At 64.8% G+C, this 21,599-nt stretch carries 18 protein-coding genes; 13 read left to right on the top strand and 5 right to left on the bottom strand.

All coding sequences use genetic code 11. The annotated features are described in order from the left end of the window. Window positions 1-7: 7 nt before the first annotated feature. Window positions 8-589 carry a YqaA family protein gene (locus ACFQU1_RS02975; RefSeq protein ID WP_378129056.1) on the bottom strand — a complete coding sequence of 194 codons (582 nt, stop codon included), beginning with the start codon at window positions 587-589 and terminating at the stop codon, window positions 8-10. 140 nt (window positions 590-729) lie between these two features. Between ACFQU1_RS02975 and zapE the strand changes: the two genes are divergently transcribed. The 10 genes from zapE to lpdA all read left to right on the top strand — a co-directional run bounded on the left by zapE (window position 730) and on the right by lpdA (window position 13,253). Further along, the gene (gene zapE / locus ACFQU1_RS02980) at window positions 730-1,941 is read left to right on the top strand and encodes a cell division protein ZapE (protein ID WP_378129058.1); all 1,212 of its coding nucleotides are present in this window, start codon (window positions 730-732) and stop codon (window positions 1,939-1,941) included. Next, window positions 1,938-2,561, top strand: a complete 624-nt coding sequence (locus ACFQU1_RS02985; RefSeq protein ID WP_378129060.1) for a TetR/AcrR family transcriptional regulator — start codon at window positions 1,938-1,940, stop codon at window positions 2,559-2,561. Before zapE ends, ACFQU1_RS02985 begins: the two co-directional genes overlap by 4 nt. A gap of 289 nt (window positions 2,562-2,850) precedes the next feature. Further along, on the top strand, window positions 2,851-3,816 hold the full coding sequence (mdh, locus tag ACFQU1_RS02990) for a malate dehydrogenase (RefSeq protein WP_378129062.1): 966 nt from the start codon (window positions 2,851-2,853) through the stop codon (window positions 3,814-3,816). A 206-nt stretch (window positions 3,817-4,022) separates the two neighbouring features. Continuing rightward, window positions 4,023-5,222 (top strand): ADP-forming succinate--CoA ligase subunit beta, encoded by a 1,200-nt coding sequence (gene sucC, locus ACFQU1_RS02995; RefSeq protein ID WP_378129064.1) that lies wholly within the window; start codon window positions 4,023-4,025, stop codon window positions 5,220-5,222. After that, a complete protein-coding gene (gene sucD, locus ACFQU1_RS03000) occupies window positions 5,222-6,106 on the top strand; it encodes a succinate--CoA ligase subunit alpha (RefSeq protein WP_378129066.1) in 885 nt (294 codons plus the stop codon). Before sucC ends, sucD begins: the two co-directional genes overlap by 1 nt. Before the next feature lie 273 nt (window positions 6,107-6,379). Continuing rightward, a complete protein-coding gene (locus ACFQU1_RS03005) occupies window positions 6,380-9,340 on the top strand; it encodes a 2-oxoglutarate dehydrogenase E1 component (protein WP_378129068.1) in 2,961 nt (986 codons plus the stop codon). A 9-nt stretch (window positions 9,341-9,349) separates the two neighbouring features. After that, entirely contained in the window at window positions 9,350-9,652 is a 303-nt protein-coding gene (locus tag ACFQU1_RS03010; RefSeq protein ID WP_378129071.1) for a YciI family protein, read from the top strand. A 53-nt stretch (window positions 9,653-9,705) separates the two neighbouring features. Next, window positions 9,706-10,980: a 2-oxoglutarate dehydrogenase complex dihydrolipoyllysine-residue succinyltransferase gene (gene odhB / locus ACFQU1_RS03015; RefSeq protein ID WP_378129073.1), complete on the top strand. Its 1,275-nt coding sequence runs from the start codon at window positions 9,706-9,708 to the stop codon at window positions 10,978-10,980. A gap of 75 nt (window positions 10,981-11,055) precedes the next feature. After that, complete coding sequence (locus ACFQU1_RS03020; protein WP_378129075.1) at window positions 11,056-11,799, top strand: SDR family oxidoreductase; 744 nt, start codon at window positions 11,056-11,058, stop codon at window positions 11,797-11,799. Window positions 11,800-11,846: 47 nt separating this feature from the next. After that, on the top strand, window positions 11,847-13,253 hold the full coding sequence (lpdA, locus tag ACFQU1_RS03025; RefSeq protein WP_378129077.1) for a dihydrolipoyl dehydrogenase: 1,407 nt from the start codon (window positions 11,847-11,849) through the stop codon (window positions 13,251-13,253). A gap of 94 nt (window positions 13,254-13,347) precedes the next feature. Here the strand turns inward: lpdA and ACFQU1_RS03030 are convergent, their stop codons facing one another. Further along, window positions 13,348-13,479 (bottom strand): hypothetical protein, encoded by a 132-nt coding sequence (locus ACFQU1_RS03030; protein ID WP_378129079.1) that lies wholly within the window; start codon window positions 13,477-13,479, stop codon window positions 13,348-13,350. Between the two features lie 150 nt (window positions 13,480-13,629). On the opposite strand from ACFQU1_RS03030, the gene ACFQU1_RS03035 reads away from it, so the two are divergent. Further along, a complete protein-coding gene (locus ACFQU1_RS03035; RefSeq protein WP_378129081.1) occupies window positions 13,630-14,091 on the top strand; it encodes a VOC family protein in 462 nt (153 codons plus the stop codon). Between the two features lie 577 nt (window positions 14,092-14,668). Continuing rightward, the gene (locus ACFQU1_RS03040) at window positions 14,669-15,226 is read left to right on the top strand and encodes a hypothetical protein (RefSeq protein ID WP_378129083.1); all 558 of its coding nucleotides are present in this window, start codon (window positions 14,669-14,671) and stop codon (window positions 15,224-15,226) included. Between the two features lie 134 nt (window positions 15,227-15,360). On the opposite strand, the gene ACFQU1_RS03045 is transcribed toward ACFQU1_RS03040, so the two are convergent. Next, window positions 15,361-16,320 carry a tyrosine recombinase XerC gene (locus ACFQU1_RS03045; RefSeq protein ID WP_378129085.1) on the bottom strand — a complete coding sequence of 320 codons (960 nt, stop codon included), beginning with the start codon at window positions 16,318-16,320 and terminating at the stop codon, window positions 15,361-15,363. Between the two features lie 104 nt (window positions 16,321-16,424). Between ACFQU1_RS03045 and ACFQU1_RS03050 the strand changes: the two genes are divergently transcribed. Beyond that, entirely contained in the window at window positions 16,425-18,611 is a 2,187-nt protein-coding gene (locus ACFQU1_RS03050; RefSeq protein ID WP_378129087.1) for a primosomal protein N', read from the top strand. Window positions 18,612-18,626: 15 nt separating this feature from the next. Here ACFQU1_RS03050 and ACFQU1_RS03055 read toward each other — a convergent pair whose 3' ends face one another. Together ACFQU1_RS03055 and ACFQU1_RS03060 are read right to left on the bottom strand one after the other, a co-directional pair. Beyond that, window positions 18,627-20,087, bottom strand: coding sequence for a hypothetical protein (locus ACFQU1_RS03055; protein WP_378129089.1), 1,461 nt, complete (start codon window positions 20,085-20,087; stop codon window positions 18,627-18,629). 138 nt (window positions 20,088-20,225) lie between these two features. Beyond that, window positions 20,226-21,401 carry a M20 aminoacylase family protein gene (locus ACFQU1_RS03060; RefSeq protein ID WP_378129091.1) on the bottom strand — a complete coding sequence of 392 codons (1,176 nt, stop codon included), beginning with the start codon at window positions 21,399-21,401 and terminating at the stop codon, window positions 20,226-20,228. Window positions 21,402-21,599 lie beyond the last annotated feature (198 nt).

Consider the following 21,599-nt stretch of genomic DNA (forward strand, 5'->3'; position numbering starts at 1 on the left):
TGGCCTCTCAGAAGATGAAGCGGACGGCGGCGAAACCGCCGACGACGGTCGCCACGAGCAGAACGGCGGCAAGGCCGAGGTTCCGTTCCAAAATCTCCTTGGCCGGCGCACCGAAGCGCCTGAGAAGGACCGCGAGAATATAGAACCGCGCGCCGCGCGTGATGATTGAAAGGATCGTGAACCAAAGAAGATTATAGCCGGCGAAGCCGGAGGTGATGGTCACGAGCTTGTAGGGAATGGGCGTAAGGCCCTTGATCAGGATGATCCACTCGCCATAGCTGGCATAGGCCTCGCGAAAGGCCTCCACGTTCTGGCCATAGCCATAGGCCTGGATGATCCAGTGGCCGAGCGTGTCATAGAGCAGCGCGCCGATGGCATAGCCGAAGAGGCCGCCTATGACCGAGCTGATCGTGCATATGCCGGCATAGAGGAAGGAGCGCTCCGGCCGCGCAAGCGCCATCGGCACCAGGAGCACGTCCGGCGGCACCGGAAAGAACGAGCTCTCGGCAAAGGAGATCGCCGCCAGCGCCCATACGGCGCGCGGGCTCCCGGCGAGCGATAAGGTCCAATCGTAGAGGCGGCGCAGCATGCACGCTCCGCATAAGCTGGTCGGCTGTCAAAGTCCATGGTCAAGACGACGCAAGTGGCTGGCCATATGTCCGGCGAAGCATCTGCAAATGCGCGTTATCGCGATTGTGCGCGACAGCGCGAGCGGATATTGCCTTCGCCGTGACCGCGCACGCTCCCCATCCCGCTGAAGCCGATCGCCGTTCCGTTGCGGCGCGCTACGACGCCCTGGTGGCAACGGGCGCCATCGAGCGCGATCCCGCCCAGGGGGCGCTGATCGCCCGACTGGACGATCTCGTCGCGGCGCTCGCCGAGGCGGAGAAAAAGCTCGCGCCCAAGGGGCCGCTCGGTTGGCTCATCGGCCGGCGCGATCGGGAGGCCGAAGCGCCGCGGGGCCTCTACATCTGGGGCTCGGTCGGCCGCGGCAAGACCATGCTGATGGACCTCTTCTTCGAGGCCGCATCCGTGCCGCTGAAGCGGCGCGTGCATTTCCACGCCTTCATGGGCGACGTGCACGAGCGCATCTTCGCCTTCCGCCAGCGCGTCAAGCGCGGCGAGGAAAAGGATACCGACCCCATTCCGCATGTGGCGGCGGCGCTCGCCGCCGAAGCGACGCTGCTCTGCTTCGACGAATTCGCGGTGACCGACATCGCCGATGCCATGATCCTCGGGCGGCTGTTCACGGCGCTCTTCGCGCGCGGCGTCGTTGTGGTCGCGACGTCGAATGTCGAGCCTGACCGCCTCTATGAGGATGGTCTGAACCGCGCGCTCTTCCTGCCCTTCATTGCGCTTTTGCAGGAGCGCATGGAGGTCGTGCAGTTGCAGTCGCGCACGGATTTCCGGCTGGAGAAGCTCGCCGGCAGCCCTGTTTTCCTCGTTCCTGCCGATGCGGCGGCGCATAGGCAGCTGGATGAGCTCTTCCACCGCCTCGCCGGCTCGCACGGGACGCCGCTCCAGCTCACCGTCAAGGGCCATCCGCTCGATGTGCCATGCGCCGCCGGCGGCGTCGCCCGCTTCTCCTTCGCGGATCTCTGCGCCAAGCCGCTCGGCGCGGCCGACTATCTGGCGCTCGCCGAGCGCTTCCACACCATCCTGCTCGAAGACATCCCGGTGCTGGACTTTGCGCGCCGCAACGAGGCCAAGCGCCTGATCACCCTGGTGGACACGCTCTACGATCGGCATGTGAAGCTCGTCGCCTCGGCCGCCGCTGAACCGCAGCATCTCTACGAGGTGGACGAGGGCCGCGAAGCCTTCGAATTCGCGCGCACGGTGTCGCGGCTCATCGAGATGCGCTCGGAAGAGTATCTGTCCGCGCCGCATGGGCGGGGTCACACCGCCGGGTCCGGCGACAGCACCGGCCTCGTGGAGACATGAGCCCGCCGCGCCGGCCGCCCGTCCCTATGGCGGACCGGATCGACGCCCGGCTGATCACCATCGCCACGGACCACGTGCGACGCCTCGGCCCCGGCCGGGTCACGGTTGTCGGCGTGGCCCAGGCGGCCGGCATGACGCATGCCAATGTCTATCGCTATTTTCCCTCCAAGCAGGCGCTGATCGATGCGGTGGTTGGCGAGGCCCTGAAGCCGATCGAAGCCGTGCTCGCCGACATCGCCAGTGCGCCCGATCCCGCCGATGACAAGCTCGAACGGCTGGTGCTCGATCTCGCCCGCGTCTACCGCGATCTCCTGGAGCGCGACGGTCCGGTCTTCCGGCTCTATGTGAGCGCAGTGGAGGCTAATCGCGCCGTCGCCCGGCGTCACCGGGGCCGCATCCGCATGCTGGTGGAGCGTGTGGTCGACGAGGGCATCACGACGGGCGCCTTCGAACCGCGTGATCGCGACCGGGCGCTGTCCTTCCTCACGGACGTGCTCTACCGCTTCACCCATCCGGCGGCCGTTCTGGCCGACGCCGGACTGGCGCGCGACGTCCTCGACCGCCGGCTGGCGGCTGTGGTGCGGGTGGCGCTCAGAGCCCTTTCGGTGGGGCTGATCTGAGCGGGGGCGAAGCCTCGCCGAGGCCACGGAAATTACAGAATCGGAGATCTGTAACAGAACGACGAGGCTGTCATGCAGGAGCCGGTCCGTTTTCGGCGGCACTGATAAGCATTTGTCATTAAAGTCGTTTTATATGCCGTCCGGCACCGATGGGAGCGCGGCCGGGAAGGCCGTTCGATCGCCGGTGTTCACCGTAGCGCCAACCTTGACTTGAAGCAGTCTAGCCTTTGGGGCAAAGAAGCCAAGGTTTCCGGGGGGCACCCCCACCCACTGTCCAAGGACGTTTTCCATGGCCCGTAAGAAGATTGCTCTGATCGGCGCAGGCCAGATCGGCGGCACGCTCGCGCATCTCGTCGGTCTCAAGGAACTCGGTGACGTCGTCCTCTTCGATATCGCCGAAGGTACTCCCCAGGGCAAGGCGCTCGACATTGCCGAGTCATCGCCTGTCGGCGGCTTCGATGCGGCCTTCAGCGGCACGCAGTCCTATGCGGATATTGCGGGCGCCGACGTCATCATCGTCACGGCGGGCGTTCCGCGCAAGCCCGGCATGAGCCGCGACGATCTTCTCGGCATCAATCTCAAGGTCATGGACGCGGTTGGCCAGGGCATCAGGGAACACGCCCCCAACGCTTTCGTCATCTGCATCACCAACCCCCTCGACGCCATGGTCTGGGCGCTGCAGAAGGCCTCCGGGCTGCCGAAAAACAAGATCGTCGGCATGGCTGGCGTGCTGGACTCCGCCCGCTTCCGCTACTTCCTGGCGGAGGAGTTCAAGGTGTCGGTGGAGGATGTCACCGCCTTCGTGCTGGGCGGCCACGGCGACGACATGGTGCCGCTCGTGCGCTACTCGACGGTCGCCGGCATTCCGCTGCCCGATCTCGTGAAGCTCGGCTGGACGACCCAGGAGAAGCTTGATGCGATCGTCGAGCGCACCCGCAAGGGCGGCGGCGAGATCGTCAACCTGCTGAAGACGGGCTCCGCTTTCTATGCGCCGGCGGCCTCCGCCATCGCCATGGCCGAAAGCTATCTGAAGGACAAGCGCCGCGTGCTGCCGGCCGCCGCTCATCTCAGCGGCCAGTACGGTGTGAAGGACATGTTCGTCGGCGTGCCGATCGTCATTGGCGAGAACGGCGTCGAGCGGATCGTCGAGATTGAGCTCAACGGTGACGAGAAAGCGGCTTTCGGCAAGTCGGTCGCCGCGGTCGAGAGCCTCGTCGAAGCCTGCAAGGGCATCAATCCGGCGTTCAAGGACTGAGGTCCGGGCCCGTACGGATCCTGCCGCCAGTGCTGAAGCATCTTCCGCGAGGAGGGGGGATAGGTCGATTGCGGTGCGGGCGGCCTTCAGGGCTTCGATCGTGACGTGGTGGAACATGCTGACGCTCCAGTAGCGCCCGCGCCCTATTTCGCACCGATCAGCAGGCTATCGATCATATTTCCCGCGGGATAATTCGGAGAGAGCCCGTGAACATTCACGAATATCAAGCCAAAGCCGTCCTCAAGGAGTTTGGCGCTCCCGTGTCCGCCGGCCGCGCGGTCTTCTCGGCCGATGAGGCCGAAGCCGCTGCCAGGGAGCTCGGCGGCCCGCTGTGGGTGGTGAAGAGCCAGATCCATGCCGGCGGCCGCGGCAAGGGCAAGTTCAAGGAGCCCGAGGCCGGCGAGAAGGGCGGCGTGCGCCTTGCCAAGTCGGTCGAGGAAGTCAAGACCCTCGTCGGCCAGATGCTCGGCAAGACGCTGGTGACGGTGCAGACCGGCCCCGCCGGCAAGCAGGTCAACCGCATCTATATCGAGGACGGGTCGGATATCGAGAGCGAGTTCTATCTCTCGGCGCTCGTCGACCGCTCGACCGGGCGCGTCGCCTTCGTCGTCTCGACCGAAGGCGGCATGGATATCGAGGAGGTCGCCCACAAGACGCCGGAGAAGATCCTGACCTTCTCGATCGATCCCGCGACCGGCGTGATGCCGCATCACGGCCGCACCGTTGCGCAGACGCTCGGCCTCACCGGCGATCCCGCCAAGCAGGCCGGCCAGCTCATCGAGAAGCTCTATACGGCCTTCGTCGCCAGGGACATGGCGATGCTCGAGATCAACCCGCTGATCGTCACCAAGGACGGCCAGCTCCGCTGTCTCGACGCCAAGATTTCCTTCGATTCCAATGCCCTCTACCGGCACCCCGATGTCGTCGCGCTGCGCGACGTCACCGAAGAGGACGAGAAGGAGATCGAGGCTTCCAAATACGACCTCGCCTATATCGCGCTCGACGGCACCATCGGCTGCATGGTCAACGGCGCCGGCCTCGCCATGGCGACGCTCGACATCATCAAGCTCTACGGCGAGGAGCCGGCGAACTTCCTCGACGTCGGCGGCGGTGCCTCCGAGGAGAAGGTGACGGCGGCCTTCAAGATCATCACCTCTGATCCGAATGTGAAGGGCATCCTCGTCAACATCTTCGGCGGCATCATGAAATGCGACGTCATCGCCCGCGGCGTCATCGCGGCGGTGAAGGCGGTTGGCCTCCAGGTGCCGCTGGTGGTCAGGCTCGAAGGCACCAATGTCGAGGAGGGCAAGGCGATCCTGCGCGAATCCGGCCTCAACGTCATTCCCGCCGATGACCTCGATGATGCGGCGCAGAAGATCGTCGGCGCCGTGAAGGGAACCCACTGATGTCCATTCTCATCGACAAGAACACCAAGGTCATCACCCAGGGCTTCACCGGCAAGAACGGCACGTTCCATTCGGAACAGGCCATCGCTTACGGCACGCAGCTCGTCGGCGGCACCTCGCCCGGCAAGGGCGGCGCAAGGCACCTCGGCCTGCCGGTGTTCGACACCGTGCGTGAGGCGCGCGAGAAGACGGGCTGCGACGCGAGCGTCGTCTATGTCCCGCCGGCCGGCGCGGCGGATGCGATCTGCGAGGCCATCGACGCCGAGATCCCGCTGATCGTCTGCATCACCGAGGGCATTCCGGTGCTCGACATGGTGAAGGTGAAGCGCGCCCTCGACGGCTCGAAGTCGCGCCTCATCGGGCCGAACTGCCCGGGCGTCGTGACGGCGGGCGAATCGAAGATCGGCATCATGCCCGGCAATATCTTCCGCCGCGGCTCGGTCGGCATCGTTTCGCGCTCGGGCACGCTGACCTACGAGGCGGTGTTTCAGACCACCCAGGAAGGCCTCGGCCAGACGACGGCGGTCGGCATCGGCGGCGATCCCGTCAAGGGCACGGAATTCATCGAGGTGCTCGATATGTTCCTCTCCGATCCGGCGACGGAGTCGATCGTGATGATCGGCGAGATCGGCGGCTCCGCGGAAGAGGACGCGGCGGAATTCATCGCCCGCGAGGCTAAAAAGGGCCGGGCGAAGCCGATGGTCGGCTTCATCGCGGGCCGCACGGCACCGCCCGGTCGCCGCATGGGTCATGCTGGCGCCATCATTTCGGGTGGTAAAGGCGGCGCCGAGGACAAGATCGCGGCGATGGAGGCGGCGGGCATCCGCGTGTCGCCCTCACCGGCGCGGCTCGGCAAGACCTTGGTCGAGGTTCTCAAGGGCTGAGGCGCGCGCGCCCGAGTTCGGGCGCGTGATCCCCATCCGCGAAAGCCATGGTCGAGGACGTTACGGGAAAGGATCCGGAAACCTTCTGGGAATAAGGCGATCTGATCGCCATATGTCCGGCGGGTGCTGGGCCACCATTAATGAAACGGGAGCGCCGCGAGCGCTTCCCTCCCGTCGCGAAACCGGGTTGCGGCGAGAGAAGCGGCGGGAACGCCGCAGTGTGCTTCTGCCGGCTATGCAGCAGGCGGGAGTCCCGGTCGGGATTTGAAGACCATGGCACGCCAGGACGTGAACGATCTTTTTGCTCAGACCTCCTTCCTCTATGGCGGCAACGCCGCCTATCTGGAGGAACTCTATGCCCGCTACCAGCAGAATCCGGCGTCTGTCGACGAGCAGTGGCAGGCCTTCTTCTCAGGGCTGAAGGACGAAGGCTCGCTGATCGCCAAGAACGCGCGCGGCGCCTCCTGGAAGCGGCCAAACTGGCCGATCGCGGCAAACGGCGAAATGGTCTCGGCGCTCGACGGCAATTGGGCCGGCGTCGAGAAGGTGATCGGCGACAAGATCAAGGGCAAAGCCCAGACGAAGGGTGTCGAGCTCACCCAGGCGGAAGTCGCGCAGGCGACGCGCGACAGCGTGCGCGCCATCATGATGATCCGCGCCTATCGCATGCGCGGGCACCTGCATGCCGATCTCGATCCGCTGCATCTGGAGCCGCGCGGCGACCACGAGGAGCTGCATCCCTCCACATACGGCTTCGGCCCCGGCGACCTCGACCGCAAGATCTTCATCGACAACGTGCTCGGGCTCGAATTCGCCACCATCAACGAGATGCTGGTGATCCTGCGGCGCACCTATTGCCAGACGCTCGGCGTCGAGTTCATGCATATCTCCGATCCGACCGAGAAGGCCTGGATCCAGGAGCGCATCGAGGGCCCGGACAAGGAGATCACCTTCACCCGCGAGGGCAAGCGCGCGATCTTCAACAAGCTGATCGAGGCCGAAGGCTTCGAGAAGTTCCTCGACGTGAAATATACGGGCACAAAGCGCTTCGGCCTCGACGGCGGTGAATCGATGATTCCGGCGCTCGAGCAGATCATCAAGCGCGGTGGTGCGCTCGGCGTGCGCGACATCTCCCTCGGCATGGCCCACCGCGGCCGCCTCAATGTGCTCGCCCAAGTCATGGGCAAGCCGCATCGCGCCATCTTCCACGAGTTCAAGGGCGGCTCCTTCGCCCCCGATGATGTGGAAGGCTCGGGCGACGTGAAGTATCACCTCGGCGCCTCCTCGGACCGCGAGTTCGACGGCAACCGGGTGCATCTGTCGCTGACCGCCAATCCCTCGCATCTCGAGATCGTCGATCCCGTGGTGCTCGGCAAGGTGCGCGCCAAGCAGGACCAGCTCGCCGACACCATCGAGCGCTCGAAGGTGCTGCCGCTGCTGATCCATGGCGATGCGGCTTTCGCCGGCCAGGGCGTGGTGGCAGAATGCCTCGGCCTCTCCGGCCTCAAGGGCCACCGCACCGGCGGTTCGCTGCATTTCATCATCAACAACCAGATCGGCTTCACCACCAATCCGCGCTATGCGCGCACCTCGCCCTATCCGTCGGATGTGGCGAAGATGGTGGAGGCGCCGGTCTTTCATGTGAATGGCGACGACCCGGAGGCGGTGACCTTCGCCGCCAAGATCGCGATCGAGTTCCGGCAGAAATTCCACAAGCCGGTCGTCATCGACATGTTCTGCTACCGCCGCTTCGGTCACAACGAGGGCGACGAGCCGGCCTTCACGCAGCCGATCATGTACAAGAAGATCCGGCAGCATCCGTCGACGCTCGAGCTCTACGGCAAGAAGCTGGTGAGCGAAGGCGTGCTCGCCGAGAGCGAGGTCGACGAGGCCAAGGCCGCCTGGCGCTCCAGGCTCGAAGAGGAATTCGAGGCGGCCCAGACCTACCGGCCCAACAAGGCCGATTGGCTGGACGGGCGCTGGTCGGGCCTGAAGGCCGTGCGCGAGGACGCCGACGATCCCCGTCGCGGTGCGACCGGGCTGACGGCTGCCACCCTGAAGACCATGGGCGAGCGACTGACGACGGTGCCCGAGGGCTTCCGCCTGCATCGCACCATCCAGCGCTTTCTCGACAACCGTCGCAAGACCATCCAGAGCGGCGAGGGCATCGATTGGGCGACCGGAGAGGCGCTGGCCTTCGGCTCGCTTCTGCTTGAAGGCCATCCCGTGCGCCTATCGGGTCAGGACGTGGAGCGCGGCACCTTCAGCCAGCGCCATTCCGTCCTGCTCGACCAGGAGAGCGAGGAGCGCTTCACACCGCTCAACAATGTCGGCGAGGGCCAACCCCGCTTCGAGGTCATCAATTCGATGCTCTCGGAAGAGGCGGTGCTCGGCTTCGAATACGGTTACAGCCTGGCCGAGCCGAATGCGCTCACGCTCTGGGAGGCGCAGTTCGGCGACTTCGCCAATGGCGCGCAGGTGGTGATCGACCAGTTCATCTCCTCGGGCGAGCGCAAATGGCTCAGGATGTCCGGGCTCGTGCTGCTTCTGCCGCACGGCTATGAGGGCCAGGGGCCGGAGCATTCCTCGGCGCGTTTGGAACGCTTTCTGCAGATGTGCGCCGAAGACAATATGCAGGTCGCGAACTGCACAACGCCGGCCAATTATTTCCACATCCTGCGCCGGCAGTTGAAGCGCGAGTTCCGCAAGCCGCTCATTCTGATGACGCCGAAGTCGCTGCTGCGCCACAAGCGCTGCGTGTCCTCGCTCACGGAACTGGCCGACGAGACGAGCTTCCACCGCATCCTGCGCGATGACGCCGAGCGGCTGCCGAAGGAAAAGATCAAGCTCGTCAAGGACGAGAAGATCCGCCGGGTCGTGATCTCGACCGGCAAGGTCTATTACGATCTCTATGAGGAGCGCGAGAAGCGCGGCATCGACGACGTGTTCCTGCTGCGCGTCGAGCAGCTCTATCCGTTCCCGGCGAAGACGCTCGCCAACATCCTGTCGCGCTTCCGCAACGCCGATGTGGTCTGGTGCCAGGAAGAGCCGAAGAACATGGGCGCCTGGAACTTCGTCGAACCTTATCTCGAATGGGTGCTCGACCATTCGGGCGGCAAGGTGAAGCGGCCGCGTTATGTCGGGCGCGCGGCTTCGGCCTCGACGGCGGTCGGGCAGATGTCGAAGCATTTGGCGCAACTCCAGGCTTTCCTGGACGAGGCCTTCGCCGGCTGAGGAGGTGTCATGGCCTATTTCCTGCTGCGGCTGCGGAGCCCCCGTCCCACCTTTCCCTTCGACGCGAGCGAAGCGGAGATGGCGCGGATGAAGGAACACGCAGCTTTTTGGCAGGGGCAGGCAGACGCCGGTGCGGCGATCGTGGTCAGACCGGTCTTCGATCCCGCGGGCACGTGGGGCATGGAGGTCGAGGAGGTCGAGGACGAGCCGGCCGCTCAGGCTCTTCTGCGAGCCGATCCGGCCATCGCGGCGGACTTGGGCTTCAGCTATGATGTGTTGCCCGTTCCGTCACTTATCTTGCGCCGGGGCTGATACCCGGCGGCCGAGCCGATAGTTTGAAGGAGGTCCCTCAGGGGGCGAACAGAATGGCGACCGAAATCCGTGTGCCGACATTAGGCGAATCCGTGACCGAGGCCACCATCGGCCGGTGGTTCAAAAAGCAGGGCGAGGCTGTGCAGGCTGATGAGCCGCTGGTCGAGCTCGAGACCGACAAGGTCACGCTCGAGGTGAATGCGCCGGCCGCCGGCGTGCTCGCCGAAATCACCGCCAAGGAAGGCGATACGGTCGGCGTCGGCGCCCTGCTCGGCTCCGTCGGCGACGGGGCGGCAGGCGCCAAGCCCGCCGAGAGGCCTGTCGAGAAGTCGGCTGAAAAGCCGGCGGCTCAGGCCGCACCTGCACCAGCTCCCGCGCCGAAACCTGCACCTGCGCCTCAAGCCGCTGCCGAAGAGCCCAAGGCCCGCAAGGGCGCCAACGGCCCGGCCGTCGAGCGGATCGCGGCCGAAACCGGTCTCGATGCCGACAACGTGGCGGGCAGCGGCAAGGATGGCCGGGCGACCAAGGGCGACATGCTGGCGGCGCTTGCAACCGGCGCCAGCGGCGCGGTGGCCCCGCAGGCGGCGCCCGCGGTGCAGGCCAGGGCTCCCTCCGCGCAGGATGATGCCTCGCGCGAGGAGCGCGTGCGCATGACGAAGCTCCGGCAGACGATCGCCCGGCGGCTCAAGGAGGCGCAGGCCAATGCCGCCATGCTCACCACGTTCAACGACGTGGACATGTCCGCGGTCATGGCGATGCGCAGCCAGTACAAGGACGTCTTCGAGAAGAAGCACGGCGTGAAGCTCGGCTTCATGGGCTTCTTCGTGAAGGCCTGCGTGCAGGCGCTGAAGGAATTGCCGGCCGTCAATGCCGAGATCGACGGCACCGACATCATCTACAAGAATTACTACCACATCGGCGTTGCCGTCGGCACCGAGAAGGGCCTCGTGGTGCCGGTAGTGCGCGATGCCGACCAGCTCTCGATCGCCGATATCGAAAAGAAGATCGCCGAGTTCGGACGCCGCGCCCGCGACGGCCAGCTGACGATCGAGGAGATGCAGGGCGGCACCTTCACCATCTCGAACGGCGGCGTCTACGGCTCGCTCCTTTCGACGCCGATCCTCAATGCGCCGCAGTCGGCCATCCTCGGCATGCATCGCATCGAGGAGCGCCCGGTGGTCAAGAACGGCCAGATCGTCGCGCGGCCGATGATGTATCTCGCGGTCTCCTATGACCACCGCATCGTCGACGGCAAGGAGGCGGTGACTTTCCTCGTGCGCATCAAGGAAAATCTCGAGGATCCGGCGCGGCTCGTCCTCGATCTTTGATCGTCGATAGTCCCGGTCGGGCTCTTCCGGCCGGGCGCGGCGCTCTGCGCGAAAGGCTCTCCGAAAGGCTTCTCCATGGGTGACGTGTTGATTGTCACCGGCGGCAGCCGGGGTATCGGTCGCGCGGCAGCGCTTCAGGCCGGCGCCGCCGGCTACCATGTCGTCGTGAATTATCTCGCCAACGCGACCGCCGCCGAGGCGGTCGTCGAGGCCATCGGAGAAGCAGGCGGCAGGGCGCTCGCCGTCCAGGGCGACGTTGGCCGGGAGGCGGATGTGCTGGCGCTCTTCGGCGCAGCCGATGCTCTCGGGCCGCTCGCCGGCCTCGTCAACAATGCCGGCATTGTCGACCAGTCGGCGCGCCTCGTCGACATCTCGGCCGACCGTATCACCCGCCTCATGGCCGCCAATGTGGTCGGCAGCCTTCTCTGCGCGCGCGAGGCGGTGAGGCGGATGTCGACGCAGCGTGGCGGGCGGGGCGGCGTCATCGTCAATGTCTCCTCGCGGGCGGCCGTGCTCGGCGGGCCGAACTGGTACGTGGACTATGCGGCCTCCAAGGGCGCGATCGACAGCTTCACCCGCGGGCTCGCCCTCGAAGTCGCCGACGAGGGCATTCGGGTCGTCGGTGTCCGGCCCGGCATCATCGATACGGAGATCCACGCGAGCGGCGGTGACCCCGACCGGGTCGCGCGGCTGAGCGAGAGCCTGCCGATGAAGAGGGCGGGCACCGCGGACGAGGTAGCAGACGCCATTCTCTGGCTGCTCTCCGACAAGGCCAGCTACGTCACCGGCACAACGATCGACGTGTCCGGCGGACGCTAGCGGGTGGGCCGCTTCCCCCGGTTTCAAAACAAGGAAAGACGTTCGAAATGGCTGACGCTTACGATCTCGTCGTCATTGGTACCGGTCCGGGCGGCTATGTCTGCGCGATCCGTGCCGCACAGCTCGGGCTGAAGACGGCCGTCGTCGAGAAACGCAAGACCCACGGCGGCACCTGCCTCAACGTCGGCTGCATCCCCTCGAAGGCGCTGCTCTATGCCTCGGAGAAATTCGAGGAGGCGGTACACGCCTTTGCCGGCATGGGCATCGGCATCGATACGCCGAAGCTCGATGTCGCCCAGATGCTGGCCTTCAAGCAGGAAGGCGTCGACGGCAATGTCAAAGGCGTCGAATTCCTCCTGAAGAAGAACAAGGTCGATGTCTTCTTCGGTGTGGGTCGCATCGCAGCTGCCGGCAAGATCGAGGTCACGGCCGAGGACGGTTCGAAGCAGACGGTGGAGACGAAGAACATCGTCATCGCCACTGGCTCGGACGTCGCCAAGCTCCCGGGCGTCACGATCGACGAGAAGGTCGTGGTGTCCTCGACCGGCGCGCTCGAACTCGCCAGCGTGCCGAAGAAGCTTCTCGTCGTCGGCGCGGGCGTCATCGGGCTGGAGCTCGGCTCGGTCTGGCGGCGTCTCGGGTCCGAAGTGACGGTGGTCGAGTATCTCGATCGCATCCTGCCGGGCATGGATAGCGAGGTCGCCAAGCAGTTCCAGCGCATCCTCTCGAAGCAGGGCTTTGCCTTCAAGCTCTCGACGAAGGTGACGAAGGTGGAGACCGGGAAGGGCGGCACCAAAGTCACCGTGGAGCCCTCGGCCGGGGGCGCGGCGGAGACGCTCGACGCCGACGTCGTGCTCGTTGCGATCGGCCGCACGCCCTACACGGAAGGGCTCGGGCTCGCCGAGCTCGGCATCGAGACCGACAAGCGCGGCCGCATTCCCGTCGACGTCCATTATCGCACGACCGTGCCCGGCATCTATGCCATCGGCGACGTCATCGCCGGCCCCATGCTCGCCCACAAGGCCGAGGACGAGGGCGTGGCGGTTGCTGAAGTCCTCGCCGGCAAGGCGGGCCATGTGAACTACGACGTCATTCCGAACGTGATCTATACCTCTCCGGAGGTCGCCTCCGTCGGTCGCACCGAGGAGGAGCTGAAGGAGGCCGGCATCGCCTACAATGTCGGCAAGTTCCCCTTCACCGCCAACGGCCGCGCCAAGGTGAACCATACGACCGACGGCTTCGTGAAATTCCTGGCGGATGCCAAGACTGACCGCGTGCTCGGCTGCCATATCGTCGGCCCGGAGGCTGGTGAGATGATCCACGAGGCGGCGGTGCTCATGGAGTTCGGCGGCTCGTCCGAGGATCTCGCCCGCACCTGCCATGCCCATCCCACCCGCTCGGAGGCGGTGAAGGAAGCAGCCATGGCTGTGGAGAAGCGCGCCATTCACATGTGAGCGCGCGGCGAGCGACAGCCCCCCAAAAAAAAACGCAGTCACCTTCTCGAAGGCGACTGCGTTCTCATTTGGAGGTCAGTGGTCTCGACGTCGTTCAGGCCTCGGACGTCTTTGCCGACGTCTGGTCCTGGATCGACGAGGTATGCTTCGGGCCACAATCCGCAAAAGCGGCGGTGGCGAAGGCTGTGGACGCTACGAGGGTCAAGGCGAGGATCAAAGAACGCATCGTCTGTCTCCCTGTCGGTTGCTCTCAGGTCTCGAGCCTTTCCAGGCTACACGTGATCACGACGAGGACAAGCCTTGGCGGGACCCGTTCCTGCCCTAAGAACGCTTTGATCACGCGATAGTGTGCAAAAAAGTGTGAGGAGGAGACGACATGACCGCCAAGCCTGTTCCCGACAATGGCGCACCAACCCCTTACCTCTGCGTGAGCCGCGGCACGGATGCCATCCAGTTCTACAAGGAGGTCTTCGGGGCGACCGAAGTGCTCGCGCTGCGAGATCCGTCCGGCAAGATCGGCCATGCGGAGCTCGCGATCGGCAAGGGGCACGTCATGCTTTGCGACGAATATCCCGACTATGGCGCCTTGAGCCCGGAGACCATCGGCGGCTCGCCGGTGGTGCTGCACCTCTATGTGGAGGATGCGGATGCGACGGTGGCCAAGGCCGAGGCCGCAGGCGCCACCATCCTCAAGCCCGTCGAGGATCAGTTCTATGGCGATCGGGGTGCCAAGCTGAAGGACCCCTTCGGCCATATCTGGTGGATCGCAACCCATATCCAGGATCTGTCGAACGATGAGCTGCGCCTCCGCGCCAAGGAGCTCTACGGGACGGAATGAAGTGGGCGCGGTTGCGAGGTATCGTAAGCCGTGAGCAGCCGCGCGGGCTTTGACCTGGGCCAAGTCCGACGGGCGAACTCCTATGTGAGAGATCGCCTGACGGTGAATCCAACTCATTCGATGTCGTGGGCGCGTCCGGTCGGCGAAAGCTGTGCCAAAGGGAACGTTGTGGTGCGAGCTCGCAGCTAGCCGGACTCTTCGTGTTTTCCGGTAATGATCATGACCTTACATGTTTTGCAATGCATGCCTCGCAAGAGTTTCCGATAAAATGATGCTAATATGCACCAATTTAAATTATTATTATCCGGGATATTTACTATAATGATCTGTGCAAGTGGCGAACGGCGACGCAGTATCTGCGTTCATACGACAGTCGGACTATGATGCAGTATAACGATTTCCGGTATATTCAATTTTGTTTCCAGCGGGCGGGCGTTCAAGGCAGAATATTGATTCTATGAGTCATATAGCCGCCAGATATGCGGATGCTGCGATCGAATATTCAGCCTGTGCGTTATTGGTATTTGAGGATTGGTGCATCATGCGTGCGGGGTGCATCACAAGGTGAGTATCGATTATGACCGAGATCAATCCAACACCTGCTTCCGCATCAATCAATCAGGACAGAAATCAAGGGAATGACGAGCACCACAAGAACTCCGCGCCTTCGACGTCGGCTGGCGAAACGTTGCAAATAGGTGCGCCACTTAAAGTGCCCGCGAACCCAACAACTATTGTCTTGTCGTACCCCGAAGATTCGACTGTCGGTGGTGCCCTTCGTCAATGTGGGAAAGATTATGAATTAATTGAAGGTTTCAAGCCTGGTATCGATAAACTGAAATTCGGCTTCGACACGAAGGGCTTTGTCAGCGAGGATGTTCAGACCGCGATCGATTCTAAGCTCCTAGGCAGCGTGGAGTATTTTGAGGGTCCCGACGGCGGTAGGGGCAAAAAGGCACCGGAACTCAATGAAGCCTACCAGCTCGCCGTCGATGTCCCCGGTGTCGAAAATGGTCATTTGTTTTACATTAAAAATCTGTACGGAAGAGGAACATATCTGGCCGTCGAGAACGATGCGCAAACATTGATCGGTTTCGGCCCGTTGGGGCCCACGCAAGGCGATGTAATCACGTAGGGATCACTCTCCCGCCCATTCGAGCTTCCTTTGTTCGAGCTGGCGGCTGAGACGTTCTGACGACGACCGGCCGGCGCGTTCCCAGCGGGAGCTTGCCGGCCGATGTGCTTTCTGCGGCGAAGTCTCTCCCGGGGCTAGGCGCGCGGATGGGCGGCGTCGTAGGCAGCCATGAGTCGCGCGGCATCGACCTTGGTGTAGTTCTGCGTCGTCGAGAGCGAGGCGTGGCCCAAGAGTTCCTGGATGGCGCGCAGATCGCCGCCGCGGCCGAGGAGATGCGTGGCGAAGGAATGCCGCAGCGCATGTGGCGTCGCCGTCTCCGGTAGGCCGAGGGCACCGCGCAGGCCCTCCATGGCGAGCTGGATGATGCGCGGCGACAGCGGCCCCCCTTTGGCGCCGACGAAGAGCGGCCCCTCGGGCGCAAGGGCATAGGGACAGTGCGCGATATAATCGGCGATCGCGGCCGAGACCTGTGGCAGCACCGGCACCGTCCGGGTCTTGTTGCCCTTGCCGGTCACGGTCACCTCGTTGCGGCCCTCGATGGGTGCGTCCTTGCGGAGAATTCCGAGCGCCTCGCCGATCCGCAGGCCCGAGCCATAGAGTAGCGCGAAGACGGCTGCATCGCGGGCGAGGATCCAGGGCTCCTTGTCCTCGCTGGCGCGGCTGTCGGCGTCGGTCACGGCGCGCGCCGAGGCGATGGCGAGCGGCCGCGGCAGGTTCTTCTTGACCTTCGGCCCGCGGATGGCCGCGAAGGCCGCCGCATTGCCCAAGCCGCTGCGATCGAGGTGTCGCGCAAAGGAGCGCAGCGCCGCGAGCTGGCGCATGAGGGAGTGGCTGCCGATGCCCTCGCGCCGCCGCGCGGCGAGAAAGGCACGCAGATCCGCCGGGCCGAGCGCGACCATGCTTTGCAGGGTCGGCAGCTCCCCTTGATATTCCGTGAGAAAAGCCAGGAACTGCCGGAGGTCCCGGCCATAGGCCTCCACGGTATTGGGCGACAACCGCCGTTCCGTGACGAGATAGGCGAGCCAGCTCTGGCTGGCCTCGAGGAGGGGGAGGGCCGATTCGGCCGGGCTTTCGGAAAGAGCGGGCTTGGTCATCGCCGCTGATGATGCGCGCCCAGTCCTAATCCGGGGTGAACAGCGAGGCGGTGGACATCACCTGCGCGGATGCTATGCCTCGGGACATGAGCGAGGCGAGCATCATGGGTCGGCAGGCCCCGGCCGGCGACGGCGGCGGGATCGCCGACGTGCTGGTGCCGGTGGCGCTCGACACCGCCTATTCCTACAGGGTGCCGCCCGGCCAGCAGCTCGCGCCGGGCGATGTGGTCGTGGTGCCGCTCGGGCCGCGCGAGACGGTCGGCGTCGTCTGGACGACGCGCGGCGGCGACGGCGGCAATCTGAAGAGCGTCGTCGGCAAGGTCGACACCACCCCGCTCGGCCCGGCGCTGCGCAAGCTCGTCGAGTGGATCGCCTGGTATACGGTCGCGCCGCGTGGCTTGGCGCTCAGGCTCGCCCTGCGCATTCCTGACCCCGGCCGGCCGGAGCCGGTGCGCGTCGGCGTTCGCCTCACCGGAAGTCTTCCCAAACGCATGACGCCGGCGCGGGCGCGGGTGATCGCCGCGGCCGAGGGCGGGCTCGTCTTTTCCAAGCGCGAGCTGGCCGAGGCTGCAGCCGCCAGCCAGGCGGTGGTGAACGGCCTCATCGATGAGGGGGCACTGGAGGCGGTTGCCCTGCCGCCCGATCCCGTCGCCCTGCTGCCCGACCCGGAGCATCCCGGGGCCACCCTGTCGCCGGACCAGGCGGCGGCCGCGGCTGCGCTGCGGGCGAGCGTCGCCGCACAGCAATTCGCGGTGACCTTGGTCGAGGGCGTCACAGGCTCGGGCAAGACGGAAGTCTATTTCGAGGCGGTCGCCGAGGCCCTGCGCCAGGGCAGGCAGGCGCTGATCCTCATGCCGGAAATCGCGCTCACGGCCCAGTTCTTGGAGCGCTTCGCCAGCCGCTTCGGCGTCAAGCCGGCCGAATGGCACTCCGGCGTGTCGACGCGGCGGCGCGAGCGCCTCCACCTCGCGGTCGCCTCGGGCGAGGCGAGGGTGGTCGTCGGCGCACGTTCGGCGCTCTTCCTGCCTTTCCGGGACCTCGGCCTCGTGGTCGTCGATGAGGAGCACGAGACGGCCTACAAGCAGGAGGACGGCGTCCATTACCATGCCCGCGACATGGCGGTGGTGCGTGGCCGCATCGAGGGCTTTCCTGTGGTGCTCGCCTCGGCGACGCCGTCGATCGAGTCACGGGTCAATGCCGCCTCCGGGCGCTATCGTCATCTGGCGCTGCCGGAGCGCTTCGGTGGCCGCGTCCTGCCGGCGATCGCCGCCATCGACCTGCGCCGGCATCCGGCGCCGCGCGACCATTGGCTCTCGCCGCCGCTCGTCGCCGCCATGCGCGAGACGCTGGAGAGGGGCGAGCAGGCGCTCCTCTTCCTCAACCGTCGCGGCTATGCGCCGCTTACGGTATGTCGGGCCTGCGGCCACCGCTTCCAATGCCCGAATTGTTCGACCTGGCTCGTAGAGCATCGCTTTCGCCGCGCCCTCGTCTGCCACCATTGCGGCCATGTGGAACGGAAGCCGGACGCCTGCCCCGCCTGCGGAACTTTCGATGCGCTCGCCGCCTGCGGGCCCGGGGTCGAGCGGCTCGCCGATGAGGTCGCCGAGCTCTTTCCGGACCAGCGCCGCATCGTGCTGTCGAGCGACATGCCCGGCGGCACGGAGCGTATGCGCGCCGAATTGCAGGCCGTGGCGGAGGGCGAATTCGCCATCGTCATCGGCACGCAGCTCGTCGCCAAGGGCCACAACTTTCCGGGGCTGACGCTGGTCGGCGTGATCGACGCCGATATCGGCCTCGCCAATGGCGATCCGCGCGCTGCCGAGCGTACGTTCCAGCTGCTGCAGCAGGTAACCGGCCGGGCAGGGCGCGGCGACAGGCCGGGGCGGGCGCTTATCCAGACCTTCGCGCCCGAGCATCCCGTGCTGAAGGCGCTTCTGTCGGGCGACAGTGCCCGCTTCTATGCGGAAGAAATCGCCGCGCGCGAGGCGGCGGGCCTGCCACCCTTCGGGCGGCTTGCCGGCATCATCGTTGCCGCGCCAGACCGCGGGGAGGCGGAGGCGCATGCCCGTGTGCTCGCCCGCACGGCCGAGACGCCGCCCGGCATCCATGTGCTCGGCCCGGCGGAGGCGCCGCTCGCGCTGGTGCGCGGACGCTACCGCTTCCGCCTTCTGGTGCGTGCCAGCCGCGAGGCCGACCTGCAGGGCTATCTGCGGGCATGGCTGGCGCGCGCGCCGCGCCCGCCGCAGCGCATCCGCGTGACGATCGACGTCGATCCGCAGAGCTTCCTTTAAGGCGTGGTCGCGGCACTAAAGGTCGGGATTGAGATAGGCAGCGAGATCGAGGTTGATCCCCGTCAGGCCGACGGTCTCCTTTTCGGTTCGAACCGTGAGTTCGTCGCATTGCAGGATTTCGCGTAGGAAATCGCGGTAGACTTCCAGAACTCGGCCCTCATCTGGCCCGGTCTCGATGACCGGCTCGATCTTGCCATTGATCCAATTGAGCCAGAAATCCCGTCCTTCTAAATCCGTGATCCCGTCCTTTTCGACGACCTTGCGGTTCAACGCCTCCCAATAGACCGCCGCGATGAAGCGGGTGGTCAACTGCTCGCGAACGGCTGGATTGGCCATGAAGTCGGACGGGAGTTCGTCCAGGCCGTAGTTGCGCTGGACGACGCCGTCGTCCCAGAGAACCTGCAAGAGCCTCTTGTCCAGCCCGCCGTTACTCGCTTCGTCGCCGAGGGCGTCGACGACCTTGACCCAGCGAGCGAGTTCCGTCTCGTCGGGTTCGCGACCAAGGGCTGTCTTTAGCACGCTGTAGACCAGGCCCGCATTACCGTCGATGTCAAGTGCGACGACCTTGTCCTCGAAACGCAATCGCTCCGCGTTTGCGAAGGTGAGCTCATAGCCGGTTATCTTGTGAACAACCCTCCATGGAGAGACTTCCCCCTCCCAGCGAAGCACTTTTGCCTCTTCGTCCCATGCGAAATTGGCGGTGTCGCGGGATATGAGAAATTCCTTATACTGACCCTCGCGTGTTGCCGTATCGAAGCCTTCGCCCATGTCCACTTCTCCTCGGTGGCGGCGGCCAAATGTAATGCCGTCGGAAAGATCCGTAGGAAAGCCGCAGTCTGACAGAATTTCTCGTGAAAATTGGTGTAAACCAGACTGGTCGGCGGCCTCATTTCCGATTGGTAGCAGAAAGCTATGTGAAACGGGAAGTGAAACAGCTGCGCCGGCGGCATTTTCTGCATGAGTTCCCTTAAAGTAAAATTTTCCTTCAATTTTTTCGATATTAAGATCCCACGTCGTCTTGTCGGAATTCTTCGGGTCCGTCGAAGCGCGGCGCATGAAAAGGCCCTGCGCGAGCGCATGTCGGAAGATGAATTTCGGATCCATGAGGTCCGAACCGGTGAGCTGCTCGTCGTTCCAGGCCAATTTGTCGAAATGGCGCTCGTAAAGATCGATGACGATGTCCGGGTCGGACGGGTGGTCGTCGGTGCCGGTGATAGCCTTGTAGCCGGCTGATGGCATCAGGACATCGCCGCCATCCTTGTTCCTGGCGACGATCTTGGCCTGCGTGCTTCTGACGAGGGCGAACTGCGGCCTTGCATCCGCCACGACGTTCACCTGGATCTGGAGCGCGTGCGAGCCCGGAATGAGGGAAAGCCATTCTTCATAGGCTTGGCTCAGGCCGAGCTCGATTCTCTCTCTTTTTTCGGCCGAAACGGAATCAGTCTGGTCGTTGAAAATGATCTCTGGCTTCTGCATGTGAACTCTCTCGAAATTCAATGCGAAGCATTTTGATTCAATCTGTCAGACTATTCACAAAATATCACGAATGAAACTCATGAGAATAATAAGAGTAATTACTTCAAGCTGTTCGCAAAATGCAGCAACAGCTGCGACTTACGTCGCAGCTGCATCCCGGGACTGGCCCTGTTCCACGAGTCTCACCCAATAGCTGATGCCGGTGGTGAGGATGTCATCGTTGAAATTGTAACGCGGGTGATGCAGCCCGGCGGAATCGCCATTGCCGATGAAGATGAAGGCGCCCGGCCGCTGCTCGAGCATGAAGGAGAAGTCCTCCGCGCCCATGATCGGTTCGAAGGCGGTATCCACCTGGTCGGCGCCGGCCACGGAGGCCGCGACTTCGGTCGCGAAGCGTGCCCGCTCCGGGTCGTTGATGGTCACCGGATAGCCGCGCCAGTATTCCACCGTCCCCTCGGCGCCGAAGGCAGCCGGCACCGTGCGGGCGATCGCCGTCAGGCGCTCTTCGCAGAGGTCGCGGACAACGGGGTCGAGGCTGCGCACCGTTCCGGTGAGCACCACCCGCTGCGGCAGCACGTTGAAGGCGTCGCCGCCGTTGATGGTGGTCACCGAGACCACGGCGTTCTTCAGGGGATCGACGTTGCGCGCCACGATGCTCTGCAGCGCGAGCACGAGCTGGCTGGACGCGACGACGCTGTCGATCGCATCATGCGGTTGCCCGGCATGTCCGCCCTTGCCCTCGACGGTAATGCGGAACCGGTCGGCGGCGGCCAGCATGGCGCCGCGGTTGATGGCGAAGGTGCCAGCCGGCACGCCCGGCTTGTTGTGCATGCCGTAGACCTCCTCGATGCCGAAGCGCTCGAGCAGCCCGTCCTCGATCATGGCCTTGGCGCCGGCGCCACCTTCCTCCGCCGGCTGGAAGATGATGACGGCAGTGCCGGCGAAGTCCCGCGTCTCGGCAAGGTAGCGTGCGGCGCCGAGCAGCATGGCGGTGTGGCCGTCATGACCGCAGGCATGCATCAAGCCAGGCTTGGTCGAGCGATAGGGGAGGTTGGTTTCCTCCTCGATCGGCAGGGCGTCCATATCGGCCCTCAGGCCCATGACGCGCCCCGGTGCGCGCCCGCGGATGACGCCGACCACGCCCGTGCGCCCGATGCCGGTGACCACCTCGTCGCAGCCGAAGGCTTTCAGCTTCTCCGCAACGATGCCCGCCGTGCGCACGACGTCGTAGAGGAGCTCCGGATGAGAATGGAAGTCTCGCCGCCAGCTGACGACGTCGTCCTTCAGTCCGGCAATGCGCTCGACGTTCGGCATTAGGGCAATCCTCCTCGCGAAAGAGCTGAACGCTCTTGCTAGCACAATCCATGCCGGCGGGCACATGGGCGCAATGCGCGACACAGCCGCACCGGCTGCGCCACGAGCGGGAAAGGCGGCGAAAGTGTGCCCGCCTCTGTTGCACGGCCGGCGCCCATATGTTAGTGCACCCCCGCCTTGGGATGAGGGCCAGACCCT

This window comes from Chelatococcus sp. GCM10030263 (genome assembly GCF_042666455.1).
Taxonomy (GTDB): Bacteria; Pseudomonadota; Alphaproteobacteria; order Rhizobiales; family Beijerinckiaceae; genus Chelatococcus.